Below are 25,216 nucleotides of genomic sequence, written 5' to 3'. Positions count from 1 at the left end.
TCGGTTGCTATTGAATCGATATACTATTCGATAATGGCTTCATGTTTTTAAAACTGTCCCATATAAAAGCCTTTGCTTGATATCCGGATATCGTTTGGGGAACCTTGAATCCGGTGTTTAGCGTTCTCTGTTCCCCAGAGCGGGTCTTAACGGATGCGGAAGTATAAGTAATCAAGTGGTTGCTAGTATCGTACAAAGCACAAATGACAACAAATGACTGATCTTCAGCAGTGTTATTCGTAACCTCAACCTTGGCTGTTGCGTTGATCCCAGGAGTTAAAGTAGAAAGTTTATGACCACTATCGTCCACAAACTCAAAAGAATTCAACTGTATGGAGCGGCTTCTTACGAGCACAAAATAGCCGTTGCAATCCGATTGTCCGATCTTGCTTAACGTAACCTGTGAATTCGCTGCAAAGCTTCTCTTATAAAGATGGAATACGGCTGTGCCGCCATCCAGTTCGATCGTATCTCCTGTTTTGGTCCATGATGACAGCCAAGAAATATTATCTTCCATGGCTTCACGGCTTACTGCAACAATAACGTCCGTATCATCCGTAACGGTAAAAGTGGTGAGCACGTCACTAGCCGTATAGGCGCCCGATGCATTCGACGTCCGTAACCAATCGGCTCCCAAATAGCTTGCAGGCATTTTGGTAATGGTGCTCTGCGAGTCGCCATAGGGCACACTGCCTTCCGAGAGACCGCTTTGCACCGACCAACCGGTCATGTTTTTGGTATCGTTCACGTAAACATTCTGAATGACGCTGGTTGGGGTGGAATCCAACGTTTTCCTTGGGCTGGGCGTAACGGCAACCGCTTGAGATAAGGAAAGAGGACTCTCAATTTCCGTGTCAGTGCCTTTAGACAGGAGTCTGGTATTTTGCGTGATTTTCACATAATACGTTTTCCCGTTCTCAAGCGGAGGACTGCCGGATGCAGTTCCAAGCTTTGTAATGGAAACGTAATCGCTCGGCACAAACTTTTTATTATATTTATCGATGACTTTTACATACTCCGAGTCTGCAGCGTCCGGTTTGGTAGCCACGTAGACGTTATTCGATCTAGCGCTTGCCGAAGGTGCCCATTCGACATAGATTTCCTTATCACGCGGATAAGCTGAAAGTCCTACAGGAGCTTCAGGAGATACGGCCGGGGGTTTGGCCGATACCTTGATATGCGAAATATAGAAGGCGTTGACCGGATTTGGCGATCCGCCTGCCGTAAGCATTTCCAGCTTCGCGACGTTTTGCTTGATTTTCTCGCTTGTTGTGGTGCCTGCGCTCCGAACTTCGACAGTCGGCTGCTTGGAGAAACTAAGGTTGCCGTCCACATAAACCATGACTTGATCATTGACGATGTCGACGACAAGTTTGATGTTATACCATCGATTCGGTTCGTACGGATACATATTGTCAGGACCTGTTTTGGCATCGAATACGAACTTTCCTTGTCCGGGATCAGCTGTTATTCTGGCGATGTAGTCGCCGCTGCTGCTTAACAGGTTCAAAACTTTCGTTCTTTCGCGCTGGGGCCCGGGCTGCATGAAAGAAACTTCAGCTACGACAACACCCTCTTGCTTCTCAAAAGTTTTGACTATTCGCGTATTATTGCGGTATGCGACGTTGCTGACTGAATTAAAGTCATCGTATACATATAGACTGTTGCCTGATTTACCGGGAGCTTTGGCCACATAAGCGTCACCTTTTAGGTTCCCGGCGTTCCCTTCCTCAAGCATGGGCTTGTCTACAACATAGCCATGATCTTCGGCATGTGTGCCGAGCGGATCATTCTCGAAATTGTCGTCAACGAGCACATTCCATCCGTCGCTAGCCGGCGGTTCAGCAGCCAATGCCCTTGTCTCAAAAGAATTACCTGCATAAACCGCACCGATCAACATAAAAACGAAAACGATCCGAATTATGCGCTGTATAGACTTCTTATCCAAAATAACACCTCCGAAGGATCATTACTTATTTTTACCGGATTGATCGTGAGGAACTTCCACCGTTGCAGTCGCCGCCCAGCGGTTTCCTGCTTTATCGGTTGCCGTGTAGGTGATGGTATATACCCGGTCGGAATGCTCTTTTGCTTTTTCTGCACGAAGAGCAAAGGTAGTATCGAACGTGCCGAACTGCGCACCTTGAATGTCATCCGGCTGAATCGGTTCATTGCAGGTAATGGAAGTAAGAATAATGGAGTCGATTTGTGAAATGGCATCGGATGCATAAACATCAGCTGTTACCGAAACCATTTTTTTATTTGGCGGCCATATAGTGCTCTTATCTAAAGCGACTCTTATGGAAGGCGCTTCTTTATCCAGTCGCAGTGTCAGCGATTTGACAGCTTCTTCGTTTCCGGCTTGATCGATACTTTTGTACTCCATTACATAAATGCCGCTGTATTCGGGTATAGTTACAGGCTGCGTGTAGGTACTCCAAGCGCCGCCGTTTAACCGGTAGGTTGTTTGGGTCACCGAAACGTTGTCTGAGGCGGAGAGTGTCACTGTCGGTGCGGAAACATACCATCCGTTGCTGCCGTTAATAGGACTTGCCAATGCAGTAGTAACAGGCGCCGTCGTATCCAATGGATTTACTGCAAACTCAGTCTTGGAGACAGAGACAGCGTCTTCACCGCCTACAGAAACGGAATACGTGCCGGATATGCTTAGGTTTACTGCAAAATTAAACAAATAGTCTCCATTGGCATTGCTTTTACCCTGATCCAAAAAGGCAAGGCGATTGTGCGGATCACGGATCTGCACGGTTATGAGATGCTCCCCCGTCAGGCCAGAGCTGCCGGATACGGTGACGATACCGGTCGCAGCATCTAAAGATGCCTTCACCTCGGCGGGGGATGCTAATGCAATCTTCCCCGTCAAACTGAAGTACATCAAGATCGACAGCATGAATAGTGTCCATTTTTTCAAGTTATTTCCTCCTTTGGTTCGTTAAAAGAGCGGGTTAAACGGAAATCCTCTTCCTCCTTTCAAACGTTTCGCAAAAAAAGTGAAATCGTTTTCAATAAACTAGTTGAACATATAGCTTGAGTAAAGCTATGTTTTCATAACTTTAATACATAATCACCTCAGGTTATTAGGGGATTAAGTTCATTTTTATAGGTTATTTATTTCATCTATTTATTAATGAAGCAAACGGTATTTCGACTTATGTAAGATTAATGTTTTTGCCCTATAAACTGTTATCGAACCCCCCATAACTGTGTAGGTATCTCCTTTTATAATACAAACTAGTAAGATCTAAATTTGTGGGGGGATAACTGTGAGCCTAACCATTGTTGAATGTTTAACGGAATATGCGAATAACCCGCTTGGAATCGATGTTAGGCGGCCGCGTTTGTTTTGGAAATTGGAGTCGAGCTTGCGGTCGGCTGTACAAGCTTTTTATCAAGTGATGGTCGCTTCGTCTCAGGAAAGGCTTGACCAAGATGAGGCCGATATGTGGGACAGCGGCCAGGTGGCGTCCGATCAATCCATCCATATTGAGTACGACGGAGTGACGTTGGACTCTGGGGAAACCTATTATTGGAAAGTCCGAGTCTGGGACGTTCATGGAGAAGCATCGCCCTGGAGTGAGACCGCTTACTGGTCCATGGGACTGCTGTCACGCGCGGATTGGAAAGCCCAATGGATCGGCCGCAAGCCGGAAATGGGGGCTGAGCTTCAACCTCCTCCATATTTGCGCAAAAGCTTCCAGCTTACGAAGAGCGTGAAGCGAGCCTTTGTTTACGCTACTGCGCTTGGTTTGTATGATCTTCGGCTTAACGGTAGCAGAATTGGGGCGCTTTTTGCTCCGGGATGGACGGATTATGAAACACGCGTACAAGTGCAAGCTTACGATATCACCAGCGAATTGAAAGCAGGCGAAAATGTCTTTGGCGTTATTCTGGGCGACGGCTGGTACGCGGGTACTGTCGGTTTTCTCGGTAAGCATGTATATGGGGAAAGACCCTTTTTGCTGCTCCAGGCACGGATTGAATACTTCGACGGTACGAGCGAGTTCGTCGTTTCTGATGCGTCTTGGCAGGCTGCCAAGGGAGCGATCCTTTATTCCGATCTTATTAAAGGTGAAGCCTACGATGCCCGTCTGGAACTGGCGGGGTGGGATGAAGCTAATTATAAGGCTGCAGCCCCTTGGGAAACGCCGGACGTTCGAACGGGTTACAATGGTTTACTCGTAGGAACTGTAGAACCGCCGGTTCGCATTATGCAAGTACGCAAGCCTGTCTCTTTCCGACGCACAGAAGAAGGGACATTCATTTATGATATGGGACAAAATATGGTGGGCTGGACAGAATTGAAGGTTAGCGGGATGAAGGGGCACAAAGTGACCGTCAGCCATGCCGAAATGCTGAATCCAGACGGCAGCTTATATTTGGATAACTTACGGGTAGCTGTGCAGCAGGACCATTATATTTTAAACGGAACTGGGGAGGAACGGTACGAACCGCATTTTACCTTCCATGGTTTCCGCTACGTTGAACTGATTGGTTACCCTGGGGAACCAGACTTAGAGTCTATTATAGGCAAAGTCGTGCATTCCGAGATGGCAGAGACGGGACGCATAGAAACGAATAATGCGTTGGTTAATCGCCTGCATGCCAACATTACCTGGGGACAGAGGGGGAACTTCCTCTCTGTGCCGACGGACTGTCCGCAGCGCGATGAGCGGCTGGGTTGGACCGGGGATGCGCAAATTTTCGCCCGCACAGCAGCTTACAACATGAATGTATCGCGCTTCTTCTCAAAATACATGCAGGATATCATCGACTGCCAACAGCCGTCGGGCGCTTTCACCGATGTGGCGCCTGACGCAGGATGGATCCGGCACAAAATGTGGAATTCGAGCCTGAACTGGTTCGCCCCTGACAATGCCGGATGGGGAGATGCGGGCGTCATCATACCATGGACCTTGTATGTGATGTATGGGGATATTCGCATATTGGAAACTAATTATGAGGCGATGGCAAGTTGGGTGGCCTATCTCCGGGACAACAGTGATGATTATGTGCGCCCGGATTATGCCAACTACGGCGATTGGCTCTCGATCGATGCGGATACGCCGAAGGAAGTGCTAGCCACAGCGTATTTTGCTTACAGCACACAGTTATTGGCCAAGATTGCCGGCGTACTGGGACGCGGGCACGACCAGAACCAATATGAAGCCTTGTTTGCGGCGATTGCCAAAGCATTTCAGGATACGTTTGTGAGCGGCGACGGACGTATTCGCGGCGAAACGCAGGCTGTGTATGTTCTAGCACTGCAATTCAAGCTGTTGACGGAAGAGCAGAACAAGCTGGCGGCCAAGCATCTGACCGCAGATATCCGTGCACGGGGCGACCGTTTATCGACGGGATTTCTTGGAGTCGGATATTTACTGCCTGCTCTGACGGATCAACGTCAGCTAGATGTCGCCTATTCCCTGCTTACACAGGAGGAATTCCCCTCATGGATGTATTCCATTAAGCATGGAGCCACTACGATTTGGGAGAGATGGGACGGCTGGACAGATCATAACGGGTTCCAGACGCCGTCTATGAATTCATTTAATCACTATTCCCTTGGTTCAGTGGGAGAATGGATGTTCCGTTACATGGCCGGCATCGAGGCCGATCCTGCTGCGCCAGGTTTTAAACATACGATTATTCGGCCAAGGCCGGGAGGAAGCTTAGACAGAGTCAATGCAAGCTATGATTCGATGTATGGAACAATTGAAGTGGCGTGGAACCTGTCAACGTCAAAGAAATTCCGGATTGAGGTGGCGATTCCCGTTAATTCGACAGCTACAATTTATGTTCCTGGCCGCGTCTACGCTATTGATGGCGCCAGAAATCTGGAGGTAGAGGGTTGTCTGCCGCAAGAAAACACGGTTGAGGAGAGCTGTTTCAAACTTGGATCGGGTCGCTACATCTTTGAAAGCGATTTGATGGCTATCGAGGCTTCCGTTTAAGGTTACTTTTATAATTCTCATAAAAGGGTGAATGGCATGACGAACAAGAAAAAGTACGTATTAGTTGGAGCCGGCGGGCGAGCAAGGTTCTTTTATTCAGCCATTGCGACAGACTTTCGGGAAACGACAGAATTGTTAGCGTTATGTGACGTCAACCAGACTCGCATGGATTATGCGAAGCAGCAATTGGAACAAAAATACAATTACCCGGAAGTGCGCACGTATAAACCAGATGCATTCGACACTATGATCGCCATTGAGAAACCGGATGCTGTCATCGTCACGAGTATTGACCGCACACACCATACGTATATTATTCGTGCGATGGAGTTAGGCTGCGATGTGATTACTGAGAAGCCGATGACAATTGACGAGGAAAAATGCCGTCAAATTCTTGATGCGGTAGAAAAGACGGGACGCAACGTGCGCGTTACTTTCAACTACCGGTATGCACCTCACCATACGAAAGTCCGTGAGTTGATCGAAGGAGGCGCCATTGGCAAGGTGAACTCCGTACACTTCGAATGGCTATTGAATACGAAACACGGTGCTGATTACTTCCGGCGATGGCATCGTGATAAGAGAAACAGCGGAGGCCTGCTCGTACACAAATCGACGCATCATTTCGATCTCGTCAGCTTCTGGATCGGATCGGAACCGGAAACGGTGTTTGCACTTGGTGATTTACTCTTCTATGGACGGGAGAATGCGGAACAACGAGGCGTCACCCAATTCTACGACAGGGCGACGGGGAATCCGCTTGCGGAAGATGACCCGTTTGCACTGCATTTAGACCGAAATGGACGGTTGAAGGCTATGTATTTGGACGCTGAGCACGAAGACGGTTATCTTCGCGATCAACATGTTTTTGGCGACGGTATCAGCATTGAAGATACGATGGGGGTGCTTGTCCGCTATAAAAACAAAGCCATACTGACTTATTCATTGAATGCCTATTCGCCCTGGGAAGGTTACCGGATTTCTTTTAATGGGACGAAAGGTCGATTAGAAATGTCGATCATGGAGCAATCGTACGTCAATTCAGGTGGAGACAAAGCACTTGAAGGAGCGATAAAAAATAAAGAGATTCGGATGTTTCCAATGTTTGATAAGCCATATGAAGTTGAAGTGGTAAGCGGTGTTGGCGGTCACGGCGGCGGAGATCCAGTATTGCTCAGCGATATATTCGGGGAGCCGGCGGAGGACAAATTTAAGAGAGCGGCCAATCATTTGGATGGGGCCCGTTCCATTCTAGTTGGAATTGCAGCTAACCGTGCGATTCGTACGGGGCAGCCCGTTAAAATTGCTGATTTATTAAAAGGTTAGGCGAAAACCGATGTAAGCCCTGTTTGCAGAAAAGGTATCCACTTGGCGTCTTAATGGCCTAAGTGGATGCCTTTTTTTGTTCACATTAAAGAATTTCTATGTTTATAGGGGAACTACAGGGCGTTATTTTGTTAAAAAGAGCCCTTTGTGTGAGGGGGAGGGAACGAGGGTCCGCTATTTTGCCATGTTTGACACATATTTGGACGATGAGATTGAATAAGGGCCTGTAGTTCCCCTCCAACCCATGAAAATCCGCTATTTGCATAAATAGGGGAATGGAGTTCCCTTATTTATGGCGGCAGCTGCTTATCGCAGGGCTAGGCTTCGGATTTAATTAATTCTTTCTTCCAAAACTCAATCACGGTATGATCTGGCAGCTGCATAGAAGCCCAAGAATTTTTACCCTTAAAGCCAAGTCCATCCATCGTTTTTACAATTTTATCTACGTTGGAATTTTCTACTCTAAGTTCCATCGTGAGCGCATTTTCAATAAGGTATGCGTAGTCGTTCATGTTGTCTTCTTTTGTTTCTGAGTGAGCCAAGTTATTTCCTCCTGTGAATTCGAATGTCACTATAATTCCAAATTGATAAAGGTAATATAACAAATAAATGATTTAATCACAAAATCACGTCATCATCTTTTAGATGTTAACTTTTGCTGCGAAACTGTGAAGGGCTTTGGCCCAGCACTGTTTTAAACGCCCGACTGAACGTATGAATATTCGTAAATCCCAGTTGATCAGCGATCTGGCTTATGGGTGTGTTGGAAAATTGGATCATGTTTTTGGCTCTTTCCATGCGAATGTGCTGGTGGTACTGGATCGGCGTCATTTGAAACATGTTTTTGAATAAATGGATGAGATGAAATTTACTTACATGAAATTTGTTCGTTAACTCTTCAAGCGTTACAGGCTGGTTGACACGAATATCGATATAGGTTCGGATCTCAGAAAGAAACTCAAACTGCCCGTCCTTGTTAGTACGGCTGCCGTAATATTGTTCTCGCAACAGATGAGCTAATAGATCAAGCATACCGCTTTTGACACGGAACTCATAATAAGGAGGTTTTGTTTCATATTCGGTTATGACGTCGAAAAGCAGCTGTTCAAAGCGAGCGGGGTCCCGGGGACGAAAGTGATGGGGGATGACATACGGGTGCGAGGATAGCAGATCATCTCGAAACCATCCTTGTTCTTTCTCGCTCATCTGGTCGCGGGACTTAAAAGAGACCGTTACCTCTTGGCTATCGGGCTGCATATTTATATCGAAATGGATGTGAGGCTGCCGAATCGTTTGTGAACCTTTTGAACAGATGGTGTGCCGCTCGTTGGGCTTGAAAAAGAAAACATCTCCCGGACTGCCTTCGTAAGTTTGTCCTTCTACCGTTACCTCTAAATTTCCTTCCATCAAAAACAATAGTTCATAATCCCAAATGACCCGTTCCGTAATCGTCCAAGGCGTTTCGATAATACTATCCATCGCGACGCGAATAAAAGGCGATATTTGTTCCAAATTCATACTAACACCTCAGCAATATATGGTAAGTGAAAAAGCAATACATGCTAAAGAAATGCTCATTTAATATTTTATAATAAGAGTAAGTGACAACAATAAATGATACATGAGGTGATGGACATGCTGCAACAGTTTGGCTTAGGGAACGGCTTATTTACGGCTCCTCTTGTGACAAAAGGACGGACGCGTTCGATTACTGCGGAAAATCCGACGGGCGAGAAAGGGATAGGGGGCAAGGAAGCAAGCAACCTAGGCGTTGCCAGAAAAGGCCGTCCTTGCATTCATTTAAATAAAGGAGAGACGGTTACGCTGGCGGAAATTCAGGGAACGGGCATTCTTCAGCATTTTTGGATGACTGTTACCGATAAAACGGGTGCCAAAGGGCATGATGCACAGTTTGTACTTCGAGATCTCGTGCTTAGGATGTATTGGGACGGTGAAGAAACTCCTTCTGTTGAAGTTCCTCTAGGGGACTTCTTCTGCAACGGCTTCGCAAGGCGCAACAACGTCAATTCGCTTCCCATTACGGTTAATCCGACTGGCGGGATGAATTGTTATTTTCCAATGCCTTTTCGAACGTCTGCCAAAATCACCATTGAGAATCAGCACGCTCATGATATTGGCGGATTTTTCTATACTTTTAACTACACGCTTGTTGATGATCTTCCGGAAAATGCAGCTTACTTTCATGCTCAGTGGCGTAGAGAGCGCATGACAGAAATAGGGAAGGATTACACGATTCTAGACAATGTCAAAGGTGCCGGACAATATGTGGGAACATACCTGGCTTGGGCGGCGCTTGAACGGAATTGGTGGGGAGAGGGAGAGATCAAGTTCTTTATGGACGGTGATGTTGAATGGCCGACGATTTGCGGAACGGGGACAGAGGATTATGTGGGTGGTGCCTGGTGTTTCTCTAATTTGAACACCAATGAGCCGGAGTCCTATTCCACGCCATACTTAGGATATACCTACTACAAGGATGCTGCAGGTATTGACGCGTGGTATGGTCATCAAGTGCCTATGCATGGCATGTACCGCTGGCATCTGCCTGATCCGATTCGGTTTGAGCACGATTTGAAGGTGACAATTCAGCAAATTGGCCATGATCATTCTCACTTATTTGAACGATCCGATGATGTCTCATCTGTCGCATACTGGTATCAGAGGGAGCCGCATGCGGATTTCCCGATTTTGCTTTCGGTGAAACAAAGATGGCCTAGATAATGATCTAACTTCATAATGGGGTTGTCTCCATGGGCTGAACGGCCCTAAGAGACAGCCCCTTTGAATATTTCTTAAGAGGCGAATATTAGTACATTCGTGTCATATGTATTGGTTGAGTCCTATGGTATAATTTACTAAAATAGGGATGGATTCAAGAGCCTATGCCATTCCAAATGCTGAGCCAATAAATTGAGGAGAATCACATGGAGATATGGATTGAAGAATCCCGCCAAAGGTGTTTTCAACAAGGGCTGGATCCCAACAAGCTGCCTATGCCGGAACTTAAGCTGACAGCCAAACAACTTCAAGATGAGAAGCACAAATATACGAACATCCTAGTTGTAACGAATTATTTTGCAGAAAAAATACTGGCTTTCTTGTCCGGGACGCCTCATCTCATCGTCGTAACGAATGATACCGGTTATATTTTAGATAATTACGGTGATGAGACGATGAAGCACACCATAAGCAAACTGGGTATTCACGAAGGCATTAAGTGTGATGAAGAGTTTATGGGGACGAATGTGGTGGCGCTTGCACTGCGCGAACAAAAACCTATACAGATTATAGGTAAGGAACACTATCATACAATGCTGGCGGAAAGCGCTTGTTATTGCGTCCCCTTCCATTTCGCCAATTTTCACAACCTATCGGGTGCTATTTCAATCATGACTTCTGTGGAGCATCATCATCCTGCATATTTAGCGCTGCTTGCGAATATGGTTGACTCCATCGAGCGGGAATTGTCATTGCACATTACTAATCATAATCAAAATCTTGTCCAGCAGCTTGTTGTCAATAATATGCGCAATGGCATCATTATGACGGATGAACGAGGAATTATAACGGAATTTAATGCGTTTGCGGAAAAAATAACGGGAAGAAATCGGACGAGCGTGACGGGCACACCGGTATTTCCGTTTGAACATTTTGGCAGCTATTTTTACCAAGCGCTGAAATATCGCAAGCAGAGTGAAAACATCGAGCTCACGCTCCGTACGTCCCTTGATCAAGAAAATGTGTGTCTCTTTGATGTGCTGCCTATTTTAAATGAACAAGGTGAGCTGCTCGGCGCCTTTGCTCAGTTTCGTGACATCACTGATCGCGTAGTATTGGAGAGACAAGTGATTAACTCGGAAAAATTTTCGGCCATTGGGAAATTAGCCGCGGGTTTAGCACATGAGATCCGTAATCCGCTTACAGCCATCATCGGTTTTTTTCAGCTTAGCAGTCAGTCTAACGAGCCGCAAAAATTATGGAGCTACAAAGATTTGATTGATACAGAACTTCAGAGCATGAAGCAGCTTGTATCCGACTTTGTGTTAATGGCCAAGCCGAGCTCACCGGATCGAAAAGCCATTCACATTCAGGAATTTCTGAGAGACACCATTCGATTTATGGATAGTCAAGCTATCTTAAAAAATACAGCCATTCGAGCAAACATTGATAACACATTAACGGTTGCGATGATTGACCCTACACAAATTAAGCAGGTCCTCGTTAACCTCCTACAAAATGCAATCGAATCCATAGAAAAAAATGGGGTCATTCAGCTAAGCGCAGAATTAGATCTGGCCAATGACCGATTTAAGATCATGATCGAAGATAATGGGGGAGGCATGACCAAGGAAGAATTGGATCAGATCGTGAACCCATTTTTTACAACGAAAGAAAACGGCGTTGGGCTTGGTTTATCGATTTGTTACCGAATCATTGATAATCATCAGGGGACGATGACAGCGACCTCAACGAAAGGCTATGGGACGCGGTTTGAGGTTACACTGCCATTAGGATGACGGATTGTGGAAACTGCACGAGTTAATCGTGCGGTTTTTTTTGCGCGAAAAAGGCCGTCTCACGAAGCCAACGGAAGCTGGTTTTTTATCGATGCAGCAAAAACCCCTTTACAAACCGCTGGTCGGTATTGTAAGATAATCCCATAACAGACCGTCGGTCGGTACGCGCCAGGAGGAATGAGCAGGATGTCATCAGGATCAGCAAATGGAAGTTTTCAATCGATTATGGACGCCACGGAGGCGCTTATCCAGGAAAAGGGATGCAGGCAAACGACGTTGCAAGATATTATCCAACGTACTGGATTGTCCAAAGGGGCTATTTACCACTATGTAACAGGCAAAGATGAGCTGCTTGGCTTGCTTCTGAAATCCCGCGTGGAGCAAATCAACGCACGCTTCACAGAGGTGGTGAACAGCCCGCAAACCTCAGGGCTGGACAATCCGCTGCAGCTCATTGCGGAAGGGATGCTTCGCTCAGCAAGCCATAGCAATGTAACGAACAAAATTTTCATCTATCTGCTCAGTCAGATGGACAACGCGAAAGTTGCGCAGATTGTGCAAGAGGTGTATGGGTTCACGCTGCAGACATGTACCAAGTGGATTGAAGTCGGTAAACAGCACGGCGTCATTCCCGCAGAAGTGGACGAAACGAAGACGTCCGAGGGGCTGGTTACTTTTTTATATGGCATGCGGGTTCAAAATACAATTAATCAAGAGTTCAGCCGAATGACCGTAGAGGAATTAGTTGCTTTCATGACTCGCGCATTGCGCTAATTAATCCTATTGAAGGAGTGATATAACGTGTCAAAGCGAAATTATGTCATTTTTACACTGCTGGTTAATGGCCTTGTACCTTGGGGGTTATATGTTTGGTTAACCCACTACATGAGCAGCATCGCCGCTCTGTCGATAGCTACGATGGTACCGCTGCTTGATAATCTGGTTCATCTGGTCAAACACCGCAAACTGGATGCTTTCGGAGGATTGATGCTGTTTACATTCCTATTGACGTTAGTTCTCGTAGGCATGGGTGGCAGCGAAAAAATTCTGCTCGTCAGAGAATCGCTAATCACAGCTTCAGTCGGAGTGGTTTTCTTAGTCTCGTTGTTTTTTCGCCGTCCGATCATGTACTATTTGGCGCTTCGGTTCATTACTCAACCTAACTTTGCAGCGAACTGGGACTATGCTTACTTTCGTTTTGTCATGAGATTAATGACATTCGTATGGGGAATGATGCTGACGATGGAGGCTGCGGTTCGAGTGGTGATGGTCTATGAGCTTTCGACGGGAAGCTATTTGGCGCTTTCGAACTTTGTGCTGTATGGCTTCATCGGTGCCGCCGTGTTATGGACGGTTGTTTATCGCCGGCATTCTGCAGCTAAATTGAATCAGCTCAAGACGAACCGCGTATAGGTGGAGGGAGATGGCAATATGGAGATCACTCGGCTAACCAAAACGGATACGAAAAGTTTATTATCGCTGTACAGAACGGTTTCGGCAGATTTGAAGCAGCGGGGTGTACATCAGTGGGATTGGCTGTATCCCAATCGGTTCGTGATTCAAGGCGATTTGAAAAGAGGCACAGCCTTCGGTCTTCGAGACGGCGATGCCATGATTGGAGCCGTCGTGGTGGACTCCCGGCAAAGCTCGCGCTATGAAGGCTTGCCATGGATCGATCAAGAGGCAGGGCAGGCTCGCTGCATTCATCGGTTGGCGGTCGATCCCGCTTATCAAGGGCAAGGCTTAGGCAAGAAGCTGCTGCAATTCGCCGAGGAGCAAGCACGAATGGCAGGTGGCGTGAGCATACGGCTCGACGTTTTTTCGGGGAACCCGGGAGCGGCTCAGCTGTATGTGCGATCCGGGTATCAGAAGATTGGCACGATTCGGTTTCCGATACGGCGAGAGCCGTACTACTGCTTCGAGAAGCTGCTTGTCAGATAATCGATCGATTTAGCGGGAAGGGGCTGTCTGAAAAGGTCAGGTATGACCTAAGAGACAGTCACTTTTTATTCGATTGTTAGACGATTCCAATGTTAGTGGGAACAATAGTCCGTTATTTGCTCTTCAAGCAGCCATTTGGATATTTAGCTAGAGGGAACAATGGTCCGTTATTTTCTGATTTTCAGCTGAATGAAGGCTTCATGTGGAAAAATAAAAGCCTGTAGTTCCGCTAAGAATTTGAAAGCAGTCCATTTCGCACAAATAGCGCCCTGTAGTTCCCCATCCTATATGACAATTTGGAGGCTTGCCGGCTTCGGCGCAAGCAAGATCATCGAGCTGCGTTGTGAGCAGATCCCATAGATCCCACCCACATGCGCAATATTAGCATAGCCGTAAGGGGGCTATCCATCAGGTCATTCGCGGCCTTCTGGAACAGCCCCTTTGGCGTCGCTAGACGTGTAATCCCCATACGTATGCATGCTCTTAAATGTGTAAGGCGTATACCCGACATGCTTCTTGAATAGTTGGCAAAAGTATGAGAAATTGCCCAGTCCAACCGCCTCGCCGATGTCTTGAACGGACATATCGGTTGTTTTGAGCAGCCAGCACGCTTGACGGATCCGCCTGGCAGTTAAGTACTCTGTGATCGTACTGCCAATCGATTGCCGGAAGGTGGCAGACACATGATTCGGGGTGAGGTGCACCGCTTGCGCCAGCTCCTCCAGCTTAAAGGGATTGCTGTAGTTTTCCTCGATCCAAGAGAGCATCCGCTCCGCTGTTGTTGAGCTTTTTCGCGGATGGATGTGCGTCGGGTCCGTCTGCGAAGCGGGTGCCGTCTCTGCATCTGTGCGCAGTTGGTGCATGAACGCGGTCAGAAACAGCAGCTGCTCTTCAAGCAGCCTTTCTGCGCCCCGCTCGACAGCCGCCTCAATTCTGGGCGCATAGAGGCGAAATACATGTTCAAGTTCAGATAGATTTGAACTTTGGAACGATTGAGGCGATAAAGGGTCTTTCCACAGCTTCCGCAGAAATTCTTGGAGTGACGGAAATACGGCTAAAGCTGTCTCAAGGACAGCAGGTTCCAAAACGAAAAGCGAACGGACATAGCGCTCTTGCGGAAGGTTATATAGGCGAAGTCGATGCAGCTGAAAAGGGCGAAAGCAAAAAATCGCCCCTGGGGCCATTTCGACGATTTGTTGTTCAATTACGGCAATACCGTTGCCTTCATGCACAACGAGCAGCTCCATGCCCTGATGGGCGTGGAATATTTCTTCGAACTCATGCGTTCTATTTTTGAAAAACGAAAACTGCACGGGATGAACGTTTAAATTCATGTAATTCATCAGCTTCATGACGAAAACTCCTCATCGTAATCTAACAACATTTTATCATAAGAGGGCTAAACTTTATTAGCGTTTTTTTTGGTACGATGGTGGTAGGATATTTAGCAGCTAGAGGAGGAACAACTCGTTCATGATGAAATTTAGGTTAAACGAAAATTGGGAGCACTATCGCGGATCCTTGGGCGGTGCTTGGGAGGTTTGGCGTTCAGACAAGCTGCAAAATCATTACAACGTGCCGTGGGAGACGGTCACGCTCCCGCACACCTACAATGGGTACGATGTGATGGACCCGGACAGCAAATACTACCAAGGGCAAGGTTGGTACCGGAGTAAGCTGAAGGTCAATAATCCTTTTCCGAAGGGAAGGACCCTGCTGCATTTTGAAGGCGCAGGACAGCGAACGGATGTGTATGTGTACACGGAGAAAGTGGATTCGCATCTTGGCGGATACGATGAATTTACCGTTGATATCACGGAGGCGGCCGAGCGGGCAAAAGGGATCGAGCGCTATGGCGGGCAGATTCCGGTGGCAATTGCGTGCGACAACAGCAGGGAGCTTGAAACGATTCCATCAGATGCAAGCGATTTCAATCTTTATGGCGGGGTGTACCGCTATGTAAACCTTGTTTATGTGCCGCAAATCTCTTTATCGAGCGTGCATGTGCAAACTGATTTGGATGAAATTGCTGGAGGAAAAGCGGAGAGCGGGAACGTCAAAGTGCGTGCAAAGCTGTACAATCCGGATAATATCGCCGGGAACGTTACATTGACGATTGCGTTAAAGCAGCATGACGGGACGGTTATCGGGCAGTCGGAGATCTCGTTACCGGCATGGCAGGGTGAGACGGAGCTCGCCGCTTTCGAGGTGGCGCATCCGCAGCTATGGTCGGTTGCAGAGCCGAATTTATATCATTGTTCGGTGACGCTGGTTTGTGAAGACGGCGAAATGAAGCTTACCGAAAGATTTGGATTTCGGAGCTTCGAATTCGTCAAGCAAGGACCGTTTAAGTTAAACGGGGAACGTCTTCTGCTGCGCGGTACGCATCGTCATGAGGATCATGCCGGCGTAGGGGCGGCCATGAGCGAGGACTTGATTCGCGAAGAGATGCAGTTGATCAAAGACATGGGGGCTAATTTTATCCGTTTAGGCCATTACCAGCAATCACGTATCGTCCTTGACTTATGCGATGAGCTGGGGCTGCTGGTCTGGGAAGAGATTCCATGGTGCCGTGGCGGACTCGGCGGTCCGGAATACCGTCAGCAATGCATCGACATGCTGACGTCAATGATCGAACAGCATTACAATCATCCTTCCGTTATTCTATGGGGACTAGGCAATGAGAACGATTGGGAATGCGATTTTGATTACTTCGATCAGCAGGAAATTCGCACATTCATGAAACAACTTCATGAGCTGTCGCATCAGTTGGACCCGAGCCGATTGACTTCGATACGCCGCTGTGAGTTTTGCAAAGATATTGTAGATGTGTATTCGCCTTCGATCTGGGCTGGCTGGTATCGCGGCGTTTACACGGATTATGAGTCAAGCTGTCAAGCAGCGTTTGAAAATGTCGATTCCTTCTTCCACATGGAATGGGGAGCGGACAATTTGCCGACGCGGCATGTGGAGGAAACATACACAGGCTTCACGTTTATGAAAAAGTCCGAAAGTGCAACGGACGAGCGGGATGGCGATTATTTGTTGACCGGTGGCGAGCCTCGTGTGTCTCGCGATGGTGATTGGTCTGAGACATACTTCTGTGAAATGATCGACTGGTATTTAAAGTCACAGGAAAATATGAGCTGGCTGACCGGTGCGGCGCAGTGGTCGTTCAAGGATTTCTCAACGCCTGTGCGTCCGGATTCACCGATTCCTTATTTGAATATGAAAGGGATCGTCGAGCGTGATCTGACACCGAAAGAAGCTTTTTATGTTTTCCAATCGTATTGGTCGGACAAACCGATGGTGCGCATATATGGTCATACCATGCCTGTGCGCTGGGGAGCTGAGGGCGAGCGGAAAATAATCAAAGTGTATTCGAATGCCGAGGAAGTCGAATTGTTCCTCAATGGGGAGAGCCTCGGCGTGAAGCGCCGTGACTCGCAAGATTTCCCATGTGCCGGATTACGCTGGGAGACTGAGCTGTGTGCCGGAGAGAACCTGCTGCGCGCGGAAGCTGTTCGTAACGGCGTTGTCGTGAATGATGAGCTGAGCTTCCTTTATCAAACCGAGTCATGGGGAGAGCCGGCGCAGCTTAGGCTGACGACCAAATCTATGGAGGATGGCCGTGTTTATGCGGAAGTGCTCGCGTATGATGCTGATGGTGTTTTTTGCCCGGACGCGGCGGCTTTTGTCCGGTTTGGGTTAGCAGGCGACGGGAAACTGTTGGATAATTTGGGGACGATCCGCGGTTCAAGACTAACTCAGCTTGCTTCAGGCCGTGCGGGGATTTATTTAGATCCGTTTGGCGGCTTGCCGGCCGGAATTACGGTCAAAGACTTCGTGAGTGCGGGTGGTCCGGCATCTTCGCTAATTTCGAAGTCGGATGGCTCTATGGATGGACAGCGGAGCTACACATCCGTTGTTAGTGCAGCTTGTCAAGGCATGGCTACTATAACAGAGGTAGTCGTAGTAAAGGGTTGAAACGACAAATAGGAGGTTCAAAACGATGAGTGTTAATCAAATGGCGACGTGGAGCGGTGCTCAAAAGTTTGATGAAATTATGCCCCAAGTGTGGGAAGCTTTGCAGGTGAAGGTTGACCGTATGATCGCGCAGCTTGGAGATAAATCTCCTCATGTAGCGAAAGAGGACGGCGTGTACGACGACATGCGGATTGACTGGTGGACATCAGGCTTTTGGCCGGGGATTCTTTGGATTCTTTATGACATGACAGGTAAAGAGCACTACAAGGAGGCCGCTTGGCGCTGGGATGAAAAGCTGGAGCAGGCCAGTGTACGGAACAACAATTTTCATCATGATGTTGGCTTTCAATATTTGCCGACGGCTGTCATCAAGCATAAATTGACAGGGGACAGCGATGGACTGCGCCGCGGATTGCAGGCTGCTAATTTCTTGGCAGGCCGTTTTAATCTGGCAGGCAGCTTTCTTCGTGCATGGAATCAAGATAAAATCGGCTGGTCGATCGTCGACTCCACGATGAATCTGTCGATCCTGTTCTGGGCAGCGGAAATGACCGGCGATCCGCGTTTTGAACAAATCGGCAGGGCGCATGCGGATACGGTTGTTGACAAATTCATCCGTGAAGACGGATCGGTGAACCATATCCTGAGCTTCGATCCGAAGTCGGGCGAGCTCATTGAATCGCTGGGCGGTCAGGGTGCCGGACCGCTGTCTGCCTGGAGCCGCGGAGCTTCCTGGGCGCTGCATGGTTTGGCGAACGTCTACCGCTACACGGGAGAAGTGCGCTACTTGCGTGCGGCCCAGCGCGTGGCGAATTATTTCTTGGCGTGCCTGCCGGAGGATCACGTAGCGCACTGGGATTTCCGGGCGGCTGAATCGCTGGACGATGAGCCAAGAGACACTTCGGCAGCGACTTGCGCCGCATCCGGGTTGATTGAACTGGCGGAGTTCCTGCCAGCCGTTGAAGGCAACGTGTATCGCCGTGCGGCGGAGCGGATGCTGCTGTCTCTCACGCAGAAGTACGGCACGTGGGATCAACCGGAGCACCAAGCTATTTTGCTGGAAGGCACAGGAAATAAGCCGGCTGGGCAAAACGTGAACGTATCGCTCATCTACGGCGATTACTATTATGTGGAGTCTATTGCCAAACTGCTGGGTTGGAAGCAGCGAATTTTCTAGAAAGCTTTTGGGGAACGGAACGGACCGTGGTGAATTTGCAGTTTATTTCAACTGCTGCGCCTCGGTCTTTTTTTCGTATGACTCCTATTTGCTATAATGAAATGGCTGTTCGACCAATTGAGGAAAGGAAGTTGGAATATGCTTCTGCAAATCGATGATGAGCTTGTTTTAAAAGTGCTTGATGGTGACGATGCCGAGCGTTTGTATGCATTAACCGACGCTTCAAGGCATTATCTTCGGGAGTGGCTTCCATGGGTAGATGGAACGATCGATGTGGAGAATACGAAAGCTTTTATTGAATTTTGTCAAAATCAATCGGCTTCCAATAACGGATTTAATGCAGGAATATGGTTCAAGGGAGAAATCGCGGGCTGTATCGGGTATCATTCGATTGACTGGGCGAATAAGAAAACAAGTATAGGTTACTGGTTAGGTGAACCGTTTCAAGGCAATGGCATCATGACAAGGTCCTGCCATAAACTCGTTGATTACGCATTGGGCGAGTTAGGACTTAACCGAGTCGAGATCCGTTGCGGCTCAGGCAACTTAAGGAGCAGAGCCATTCCTGAAAAGTTAGGTTTTTTGAATGAAGGGCTCATCCGGCAAAACGAATGGATCTACGACCGTTTTATCGATCATTATGTCTATGGGATGCTAAAGGAAGATTGGAGCAGATCCTCTTAATCATGTGAGAGAGGGAACTACAGGGCGCTATTTGAGCGATTTGGGAGTTTTTCGGCTTTATATGGAACTACAAGCTCCTATTTCCCCAAAATGCTTTCATTTGATGATAATTTGGCGGAAATAGAGGAGCTTAGTTCCCACTCCGGTGAAAATACGCTGATTCCTTACAATATAGAGGACCATAGTTCCCATTGAACGGACGAAAAACACGTTCTTCAAAATGGAGATCCAAAACTCATATCGAACGCGAGTAATCACAGGAAAAAGGGTCCGACAGACGGTTATGAGATGTATTCTCATGGCCATATTTCCAACTTTTTGATCTATTTATCCATAAGTGGAGGCCTCTTAACATTATGCTTGATTTTAAACCGCACTCGGTCTTAATATGAAATAAATAGAATATATTGGTGTTAATCTAGTGTTGAACTGAATCTCACATCATCCTCACCTGTTAGTATTCCTAGCATACTATGTAGGAAGGTGGTGGTGAAAAGTGATATTAACAGTTACGGGCTGGATGATTTACACATTATGGGCTATTTTCGGATTAATGATTATTCATTTTCTAATTTCCTTTTTCAAAACATTCTGGGAAGGATCTTTCGATGTTACATTCGTATTAAATTATTTAAAAGATGTCCTCTATTATGTTCTGCCATTAAACGTAATTATTAACTTAGTTTCAATCGATCCTACAGGATGGATTCTTGTGATCTTTTATTTCATCTGCGGGATTGCTGTCATTCTCAAATATTTATTGGATATCAAAAAAATTTTCCAATAAATAACTAGTGGGCCTTCTTTAAGTTGGTCCCAGGAAAGGAAGTGAAGCCATGAGGAGATATCAATGGATTAAGTGGCGTACATTCATCCTCTGGCTAGCAGCCCTCGTTTTTGTCGGTGTGGTGTTGTGGGTAGGAGGGCCGACCTATTGGAATGCCGCGTTGACCATTGCCAGCTTGTTATTCCAGTTGTTATTCGCAGTATTGTTCATGATCATCCAATTCGTAGCCCTCTTCTGGTTTCTGGCCAGGGGGCGCACCTACTGGATATTGCCTGGTGAGACCGGCGCGACCTGGGACGATTATCGGGGGAACCCCGAAATTGTTGAGAATGCAAAGCGAATTGTGACCCTCCTCAAAGGGGTCAAGGAGTTTAAGGAGATGGGTGGTGAGGCGATCCGTGGATTGCTGCTATGCGGCCCGCCCGGCACCGGGAAATCTTACTTGGCTCAGGTTATTGCCAACGAAGCGCAAGTGCCTTTCGCTTACGCTTCGGCCCCAAGCTTTCAGAATATGTTCTTCGGCGTAGGTAATCTGAAGGTGATGGGCATATTCAAGAAGGCGCGGAAGCTCGCTAGAGTGTATGGCGCCTGCATTATCTTCATAGACGAGATCGATGCAATCGGCATGAGTCGTCAAGGCGGAGCAGGCGCAGGCATGATGGGAATGATGGGCATGGGCGGAGGCTCCGGTCTGCTCAACGAGCTGCTCTTGCAGATGGACCCGCCGAACATTGACAATTCCAAAATTGCCAAGATGCTCCGTTCCTTGGGGCTGCGGCGCAAAAAGGCGGAACGGCCGGCGGTATTGACCGTAGCGGCAACGAACTTGCCCGACGTCCTTGACTCAGCACTTCTGCGGCCAGGTCGATTTGACAGGCAGCTTTGGGTGGATGTCCCCGATTATGACGGGCGGGTAGACATCTTCCAGTATTACTTGAAAAAAGTGAAGCGGGACACTTCGCTGACGCCGGAGGCTGCCGGTCTCGATACCATCGGATACAGCCCCGCGCAAATCAAGCATATCGTCAACGAGGCTGTTGTGATCGCGCACCAGCGCGGAGCTCAGCTGGCAAGTTACGAAGACTTCCGAGCCGCAATGGAGACCTATGAATGGGGGCTCAAACAGCCGCTTCGCTCGATGAGAGACGATGAGAAGCGGAATGTGGCCTACCACGAAGCGGGCCATGCGGTTGCTCAGTTCTTGTTAAAGCCGCATGAACGCGTCTGGAAGGTGACGATTATTCGCCGGGGCGGCGCGCTCGGTCTCGCTGCGACCAAGCCGACGCACGAGCGGTACAACCGGAGCGACAGCGAGATTTTGGCGGAAATCCAAGTTTGTCTGGCAGCTCGCGCTGTGGAAGAGGAATTCCTGAACAAGAAATTAAATGGTGTAACCTCCGACCTCCAGCAGGCAACGATGTTGGCAGGAGCTTACTTGGGCATGGTCGGTATGGGGGATGAACTGTTCAGTTTTCTCGCTATCGGCTCCCAAGCAGAGGGTCTGAAGGCGCTCCGGCCTAAGATTAACGAGCTGTTGAATGTTCAGATGCTCGAAGTGAAGAAACTCGTCAAGGAATACGACGGTTTCGTTCACGCCATTGCGGAAGAACTTCTGCAGCGCGGTGATCTGACTGGAGATGAGATTGAAGAGATCTTCGTGAAATTGTATGGTCAGAGCCGGCCGGTGCTGCCTGAGGTGAAACCGCCCGTACTTAGTCAGCCGGCCAAAGAGACTTCGGCTCAACGGCTCGAAGGAATTGAGGAGGAATCTAAGGATTCCGAATAATAGGCATAAAGAGCTGTCCCAGTGGAGGATTGATACCGCTGGGGCTGTTTTTTATTCTTCTAATCGTGAAGGATGTCTCGTACACGAATATTAGTGAGAAACGCAAAAGAGAACTGGAGCAATACTTGTCGGCACGCCAATTCAAGCTTGGTTTCTCGCTTGTTGAACAAAGGCACTTTAGAGTGGTTAGACCACTTTAAAGTGCCTTCTTACATAAATTGGCAGTCTGTTTTATTCTTTAGTTACAGAGCAAAACAACTTCTGATAACAAAGAGGAAAGCTGGTGGCACTTATGAGTATGCCAATTCAAACAAAGAAATTTCTGGAAGATATTGCGGGATTCCCGGCGCTTCACCAATTGTCTCCGGAGGAAATTCGGAAGGTTGTGGTAGCCAATGCCATTTCGGACCACTATGATCACATTCGTACGGAAGATTATCAACTGGGCGGGCCGCATGGCGACTTTGCCGTGAGAATTTACAGACCGTCGCAAGAGAAGGAACTGCCGGTGATCGTCTTCTACCATGGCGGGGGCTTCGTTTTCAATCGCATGGCGCATTATGATCCCATGTGCAGCAAGTTGGCGGCAGCAACCGGCCACGCTGTTGTATCTGTGGACTATCATTTAGCTCCGGAGTACAAATTTCCAGTTCCGGTGGATGAAGCGATCTATGCCGTGCAGTGGGTATATGAACACGGAGCTTCGCTCGGCTTGGACCCGAATCGCATGGCTGTTGCCGGCGAGAGCGTCGGAGGGAACTTGGCTGCTGTGGTGGCGCAGCAAGCGAACAAGCAAGGTTCGCCTGCGATCTCTTTTCAAATCCTGCTGTGCCCACTGACAGATTGGTCCGGCGAGTATGCTTCCAAGTTGGCTTACGGTTCAGGATATTTCCTGGAAACCGCACTCCTTGACTACTGCGCCGATCATTATTTGAACCATGCAGCGGACAAAATAAATCCGCTCGCTTCGCCTCTGTTCGGGGATGCGGCCGGACTTCCTCCGGCCCTCATCGTGCCGCCGAGTACGACCCTTTGCGTGACGAAGGGGAACGTTACGGTCAAAAGCTGATCGAGAGCGGCGTCAAAGTAACGATGAAACGTTATAACGGCATGATTCACTTGTTTTATGCGATGACGGATATGTTTGAGGATGGGCATGAGGTGTATGAGTTGATTAATAGTGAGCTTCGGGCGTTGGAGCAGCGCACGGTTTAAGGGTTATCGCGGTCAAAAGCTTTACGTGCGAGCAGAACTTGATCATAATGAGCCTCTGTCCATCTATGCAGCGTTCTCATTGGCTCAATCAGCGACTCGCCTAGCGGGGTTAGCGAATACTCGACGGTTGGCGGCACTGTTGGGTAAACATGGCGCAGCACTAAGCCGTCTCTCTCCAGCTGGCGTAAAGTCTGGGTCAGCATTTTTTGTGTCACGCCTTCGACCCGCCTTTTCAGGTCGCTGTAGCGTTTTTTACCATCCTCCAATTCATAGAATACGAGGACTGTCCATTTGCTTGAAACCACTTCGAGTGCGCGCCGATAGTGGCAGGGGGACTCATTTTCATAGGGAAAGTCATGAATATCCATGGTCGTCATACTCCTTCCTTGATTTGTTATATGATAGTATGGAGAATACGATGAGAAGAAAAGGGTGTTGACTTCATATGCCGGTTATTCGGATTGAACTGCTAATTAACGCACCTGTTGAGATTGTTTTTGATTTGGCTAGAAGCATCGAGATCCATGCTAAGTCCACCGCACATACGAAGGAAAAACCAGTCGCGGGCGTGACAAGCGGTCTCATCGAATTGGGGCAAACCGTGACTTGGGAAGCGATCCATTTTGGCATCAAACAGAGGCTTACTGCGAAAATAACGATCATGGAACGTCCTTATCGATTTGTCGATGAACAAGTTCGCGGAGCTTTCAAACACTTCAAGCACACACATGAGTTTTCTGCTGTCCCGAACGGAACAAAGATGGTAGATATCTTTGAGTATACATCACCATTGGGCGTGTTGGGGAGATTAGCGGATAAATGGTTTCTGGAAGCATATATGCACGACTTTTTGCTGCAACGGAACCTTTATATCAAGGCTGCGGCAGAAGATGCGTTGAGAAATGGATAAACCTAAGAAGCAGACAGCCAACAAAAAGGGGATCCGAAAGCCATGTTAAGGGCTGGGGGATACCCTTTTTTCACAGATAACTTGACAGTTTAAATGAGAAACATTATCATTTGAATTAACAAATGAAATTGAAAATCATTATCAATTGTCTTGATGTCTACTTCTCGGGGGTGTCCCATACATATGATGAACGAAGATGAGATTGGCGTGGGCATGGGAACTATGCATGTCCTGACAGATTATCAACTTGAGCGTTGGATTCGGAGCAATTCTCAAAATGGCAGCAAAAGCAGCCCGGTTGAACCGGATTGGAGACAGCTTACACAATATGCGGCTTATCACGCGATCAACGATTGGTATTCGCTTCCGCCCAAATCCCGAACGCGACTTACTTTAACGAATCTTTTCGAGAGACGTTGGACGAATAAATTTCGCAAGTTTGAATCACTTGAATCTTATATGGAAGTTAAGCGAAATGTGCTTACGCATCTTTATTGGTCGCTTACCGGCAAGAATGCCATGGAATGTCCGCTTATGCTTTTTGAGAGCAGCCATGTTTGGGTTGAGGGGCTTAATCTAGGTTTGTCTCAAATCATGCAAGTCATGGAGCCAACGAACGATTCATTCATTATCCATAAATATATGATGGAAGAAAACGAGGCAGCGGTGCAGTTGTTTTTTCATATGAGCGTTGTCTTTTGTTATAAAGCATTTGGACAAATGCCGGTACGCTTGCAGCTGTGGAATATGATGAACGGGAAGCAATATCGGATTAACAGGGAGGAAATGGATGTAAACAAATCCATGGACTATTTGAAACTTGTGAAAGAAGTGTATTTGGAAAATGATGACTGTCCGTGTTGTTCCGGTCGAATAGTCATGTAAAAGTGGGGGAG

20 protein-coding genes and 1 pseudogene are annotated in these 25,216 nt (G+C 47.8%); 15 read left to right on the top strand and 6 right to left on the bottom strand.

Annotation, left to right across the window (positions count from 1 at the left end):
* Window positions 1-7: 7 nt before the first annotated feature.
* Window positions 8-1,948, bottom strand: a complete 1,941-nt coding sequence (locus tag J2Z65_RS10005) for a hypothetical protein (RefSeq protein WP_167065051.1) — start codon at window positions 1,946-1,948, stop codon at window positions 8-10.
* Window positions 1,949-1,969: 21 nt separating this feature from the next.
* Window positions 1,970-2,929, bottom strand: a complete 960-nt coding sequence (locus tag J2Z65_RS10000; RefSeq protein WP_167065048.1) for a DUF5011 domain-containing protein — start codon at window positions 2,927-2,929, stop codon at window positions 1,970-1,972.
* 352 nt (window positions 2,930-3,281) lie between these two features.
* On the opposite strand from J2Z65_RS10000, the gene J2Z65_RS09995 reads away from it, so the two are divergent.
* Both J2Z65_RS09995 and J2Z65_RS09990 read left to right on the top strand, forming a co-directional pair.
* Window positions 3,282-5,969: a family 78 glycoside hydrolase catalytic domain gene (locus tag J2Z65_RS09995; RefSeq protein ID WP_338111779.1), complete on the top strand. Its 2,688-nt coding sequence runs from the start codon at window positions 3,282-3,284 to the stop codon at window positions 5,967-5,969.
* 36 nt (window positions 5,970-6,005) lie between these two features.
* Window positions 6,006-7,295: a Gfo/Idh/MocA family protein gene (locus J2Z65_RS09990; protein ID WP_167065047.1), complete on the top strand. Its 1,290-nt coding sequence runs from the start codon at window positions 6,006-6,008 to the stop codon at window positions 7,293-7,295.
* 317 nt (window positions 7,296-7,612) lie between these two features.
* Here the strand turns inward: J2Z65_RS09990 and J2Z65_RS09985 are convergent, their stop codons facing one another.
* Both J2Z65_RS09985 and J2Z65_RS09980 read right to left on the bottom strand, forming a co-directional pair.
* Entirely contained in the window at window positions 7,613-7,837 is a 225-nt protein-coding gene (locus J2Z65_RS09985) for a hypothetical protein (protein WP_167065045.1), read from the bottom strand.
* A gap of 106 nt (window positions 7,838-7,943) precedes the next feature.
* Complete coding sequence (locus J2Z65_RS09980) at window positions 7,944-8,813, bottom strand: AraC family transcriptional regulator (RefSeq protein ID WP_167065042.1); 870 nt, start codon at window positions 8,811-8,813, stop codon at window positions 7,944-7,946.
* A gap of 117 nt (window positions 8,814-8,930) precedes the next feature.
* On the opposite strand from J2Z65_RS09980, the gene J2Z65_RS09975 reads away from it, so the two are divergent.
* The 5 genes from J2Z65_RS09975 (at window position 8,931) to J2Z65_RS09955 (ending at window position 13,774) form a co-directional block, all read left to right on the top strand.
* Window positions 8,931-10,037 carry a glycoside hydrolase family 172 protein gene (locus J2Z65_RS09975; protein ID WP_205301062.1) on the top strand — a complete coding sequence of 369 codons (1,107 nt, stop codon included), beginning with the start codon at window positions 8,931-8,933 and terminating at the stop codon, window positions 10,035-10,037.
* 203 nt (window positions 10,038-10,240) lie between these two features.
* Window positions 10,241-11,833 (top strand): ATP-binding protein, encoded by a 1,593-nt coding sequence (locus J2Z65_RS09970; protein ID WP_167065039.1) that lies wholly within the window; start codon window positions 10,241-10,243, stop codon window positions 11,831-11,833.
* Window positions 11,834-12,019: 186 nt separating this feature from the next.
* Window positions 12,020-12,607, top strand: a complete 588-nt coding sequence (locus J2Z65_RS09965; RefSeq protein WP_167065036.1) for a TetR/AcrR family transcriptional regulator — start codon at window positions 12,020-12,022, stop codon at window positions 12,605-12,607.
* Window positions 12,608-12,634: 27 nt separating this feature from the next.
* A complete protein-coding gene (locus tag J2Z65_RS09960) occupies window positions 12,635-13,246 on the top strand; it encodes a VC0807 family protein (RefSeq protein WP_167065033.1) in 612 nt (203 codons plus the stop codon).
* 18 nt (window positions 13,247-13,264) lie between these two features.
* Window positions 13,265-13,774 (top strand): GNAT family N-acetyltransferase, encoded by a 510-nt coding sequence (locus tag J2Z65_RS09955; RefSeq protein WP_167065030.1) that lies wholly within the window; start codon window positions 13,265-13,267, stop codon window positions 13,772-13,774.
* Window positions 13,775-14,187: 413 nt separating this feature from the next.
* On the opposite strand, the gene J2Z65_RS09950 is transcribed toward J2Z65_RS09955, so the two are convergent.
* Window positions 14,188-15,126, bottom strand: a complete 939-nt coding sequence (locus tag J2Z65_RS09950; RefSeq protein ID WP_167065027.1) for an AraC family transcriptional regulator — start codon at window positions 15,124-15,126, stop codon at window positions 14,188-14,190.
* A gap of 121 nt (window positions 15,127-15,247) precedes the next feature.
* Here J2Z65_RS09950 and J2Z65_RS09945 point away from each other — a divergent pair, with 121 nt between their 5' ends.
* The 6 genes and pseudogenes from J2Z65_RS09945 to J2Z65_RS09920 all read left to right on the top strand — a co-directional run bounded on the left by J2Z65_RS09945 (window position 15,248) and on the right by J2Z65_RS09920 (window position 23,410).
* Complete coding sequence (locus J2Z65_RS09945; RefSeq protein WP_167065024.1) at window positions 15,248-17,761, top strand: glycoside hydrolase family 2 TIM barrel-domain containing protein; 2,514 nt, start codon at window positions 15,248-15,250, stop codon at window positions 17,759-17,761.
* Between the two features lie 25 nt (window positions 17,762-17,786).
* A complete protein-coding gene (locus tag J2Z65_RS09940) occupies window positions 17,787-18,938 on the top strand; it encodes a glycoside hydrolase family 88 protein (protein ID WP_240159943.1) in 1,152 nt (383 codons plus the stop codon).
* Between the two features lie 138 nt (window positions 18,939-19,076).
* Window positions 19,077-19,622: a GNAT family N-acetyltransferase gene (locus tag J2Z65_RS09935; RefSeq protein WP_167065021.1), complete on the top strand. Its 546-nt coding sequence runs from the start codon at window positions 19,077-19,079 to the stop codon at window positions 19,620-19,622.
* 496 nt (window positions 19,623-20,118) lie between these two features.
* Window positions 20,119-20,409 carry a hypothetical protein gene (locus J2Z65_RS09930; protein ID WP_167065018.1) on the top strand — a complete coding sequence of 97 codons (291 nt, stop codon included), beginning with the start codon at window positions 20,119-20,121 and terminating at the stop codon, window positions 20,407-20,409.
* A gap of 49 nt (window positions 20,410-20,458) precedes the next feature.
* The gene (locus tag J2Z65_RS09925) at window positions 20,459-22,195 is read left to right on the top strand and encodes an AAA family ATPase (RefSeq protein ID WP_167065015.1); all 1,737 of its coding nucleotides are present in this window, start codon (window positions 20,459-20,461) and stop codon (window positions 22,193-22,195) included.
* Between the two features lie 292 nt (window positions 22,196-22,487).
* Window positions 22,488-23,410, top strand: a pseudogene (locus tag J2Z65_RS09920) (alpha/beta hydrolase).
* On the opposite strand, the gene J2Z65_RS09915 reads toward J2Z65_RS09920, so the two are convergent.
* Window positions 23,407-23,778: a winged helix-turn-helix transcriptional regulator gene (locus tag J2Z65_RS09915; RefSeq protein WP_167065012.1), complete on the bottom strand. Its 372-nt coding sequence runs from the start codon at window positions 23,776-23,778 to the stop codon at window positions 23,407-23,409. The pseudogene J2Z65_RS09920 and the gene J2Z65_RS09915 sit on opposite strands and share 4 nt — an antisense overlap.
* 77 nt (window positions 23,779-23,855) lie before the next feature.
* On the opposite strand from J2Z65_RS09915, the gene J2Z65_RS09910 reads away from it, so the two are divergent.
* Together J2Z65_RS09910 and J2Z65_RS09905 are read left to right on the top strand one after the other, a co-directional pair.
* Window positions 23,856-24,320 carry an SRPBCC family protein gene (locus J2Z65_RS09910; protein ID WP_167065009.1) on the top strand — a complete coding sequence of 155 codons (465 nt, stop codon included), beginning with the start codon at window positions 23,856-23,858 and terminating at the stop codon, window positions 24,318-24,320.
* Between the two features lie 183 nt (window positions 24,321-24,503).
* Window positions 24,504-25,205 (top strand): hypothetical protein, encoded by a 702-nt coding sequence (locus J2Z65_RS09905; RefSeq protein ID WP_167065006.1) that lies wholly within the window; start codon window positions 24,504-24,506, stop codon window positions 25,203-25,205.
* Window positions 25,206-25,216: the final 11 nt, after the last annotated feature.

Source organism: Paenibacillus aceris (assembly GCF_017874035.1).
In the GTDB taxonomy this organism is placed as follows: domain Bacteria; phylum Bacillota; class Bacilli; order Paenibacillales; family NBRC-103111; genus Paenibacillus_E; species Paenibacillus_E aceris.
The sequence above is the reverse complement of the archived record's forward strand: the minus strand, read 5'-3'. Positions and strand labels throughout refer to the sequence as shown.

What these genes read in the sequence shown, in the direction of transcription:
- J2Z65_RS09990 (WP_167065047.1), top strand. Translation starts at nt 6,006, where the DNA reads ATGACGAACAAGAAAAAGTACGTATTAGTTGGAGCCGGCGGGCGAGCA.
- J2Z65_RS09980 (WP_167065042.1), bottom strand. Translation starts at nt 8,813, where the DNA reads ATGAATTTGGAACAAATATCGCCTTTTATTCGCGTCGCGATGGATAGT.
- J2Z65_RS09975 (WP_205301062.1), top strand. Translation starts at nt 8,931, where the DNA reads ATGCTGCAACAGTTTGGCTTAGGGAACGGCTTATTTACGGCTCCTCTT.
- J2Z65_RS09970 (WP_167065039.1), top strand. Translation starts at nt 10,241, where the DNA reads ATGGAGATATGGATTGAAGAATCCCGCCAAAGGTGTTTTCAACAAGGG.
- J2Z65_RS09965 (WP_167065036.1), top strand. Translation starts at nt 12,020, where the DNA reads ATGTCATCAGGATCAGCAAATGGAAGTTTTCAATCGATTATGGACGCC.
- J2Z65_RS09955 (WP_167065030.1), top strand. Translation starts at nt 13,265, where the DNA reads ATGGAGATCACTCGGCTAACCAAAACGGATACGAAAAGTTTATTATCG.
- J2Z65_RS09950 (WP_167065027.1), bottom strand. Translation starts at nt 15,126, where the DNA reads ATGAAGCTGATGAATTACATGAATTTAAACGTTCATCCCGTGCAGTTT.
- J2Z65_RS09945 (WP_167065024.1), top strand. Translation starts at nt 15,248, where the DNA reads ATGATGAAATTTAGGTTAAACGAAAATTGGGAGCACTATCGCGGATCC.
- J2Z65_RS09940 (WP_240159943.1), top strand. Translation starts at nt 17,787, where the DNA reads ATGAGTGTTAATCAAATGGCGACGTGGAGCGGTGCTCAAAAGTTTGAT.
- J2Z65_RS09935 (WP_167065021.1), top strand. Translation starts at nt 19,077, where the DNA reads ATGCTTCTGCAAATCGATGATGAGCTTGTTTTAAAAGTGCTTGATGGT.
- J2Z65_RS09925 (WP_167065015.1), top strand. Translation starts at nt 20,459, where the DNA reads ATGAGGAGATATCAATGGATTAAGTGGCGTACATTCATCCTCTGGCTA.
- J2Z65_RS09915 (WP_167065012.1), bottom strand. Translation starts at nt 23,778, where the DNA reads ATGGATATTCATGACTTTCCCTATGAAAATGAGTCCCCCTGCCACTAT.
- J2Z65_RS09910 (WP_167065009.1), top strand. Translation starts at nt 23,856, where the DNA reads ATGCCGGTTATTCGGATTGAACTGCTAATTAACGCACCTGTTGAGATT.
- J2Z65_RS09905 (WP_167065006.1), top strand. Translation starts at nt 24,504, where the DNA reads ATGATGAACGAAGATGAGATTGGCGTGGGCATGGGAACTATGCATGTC.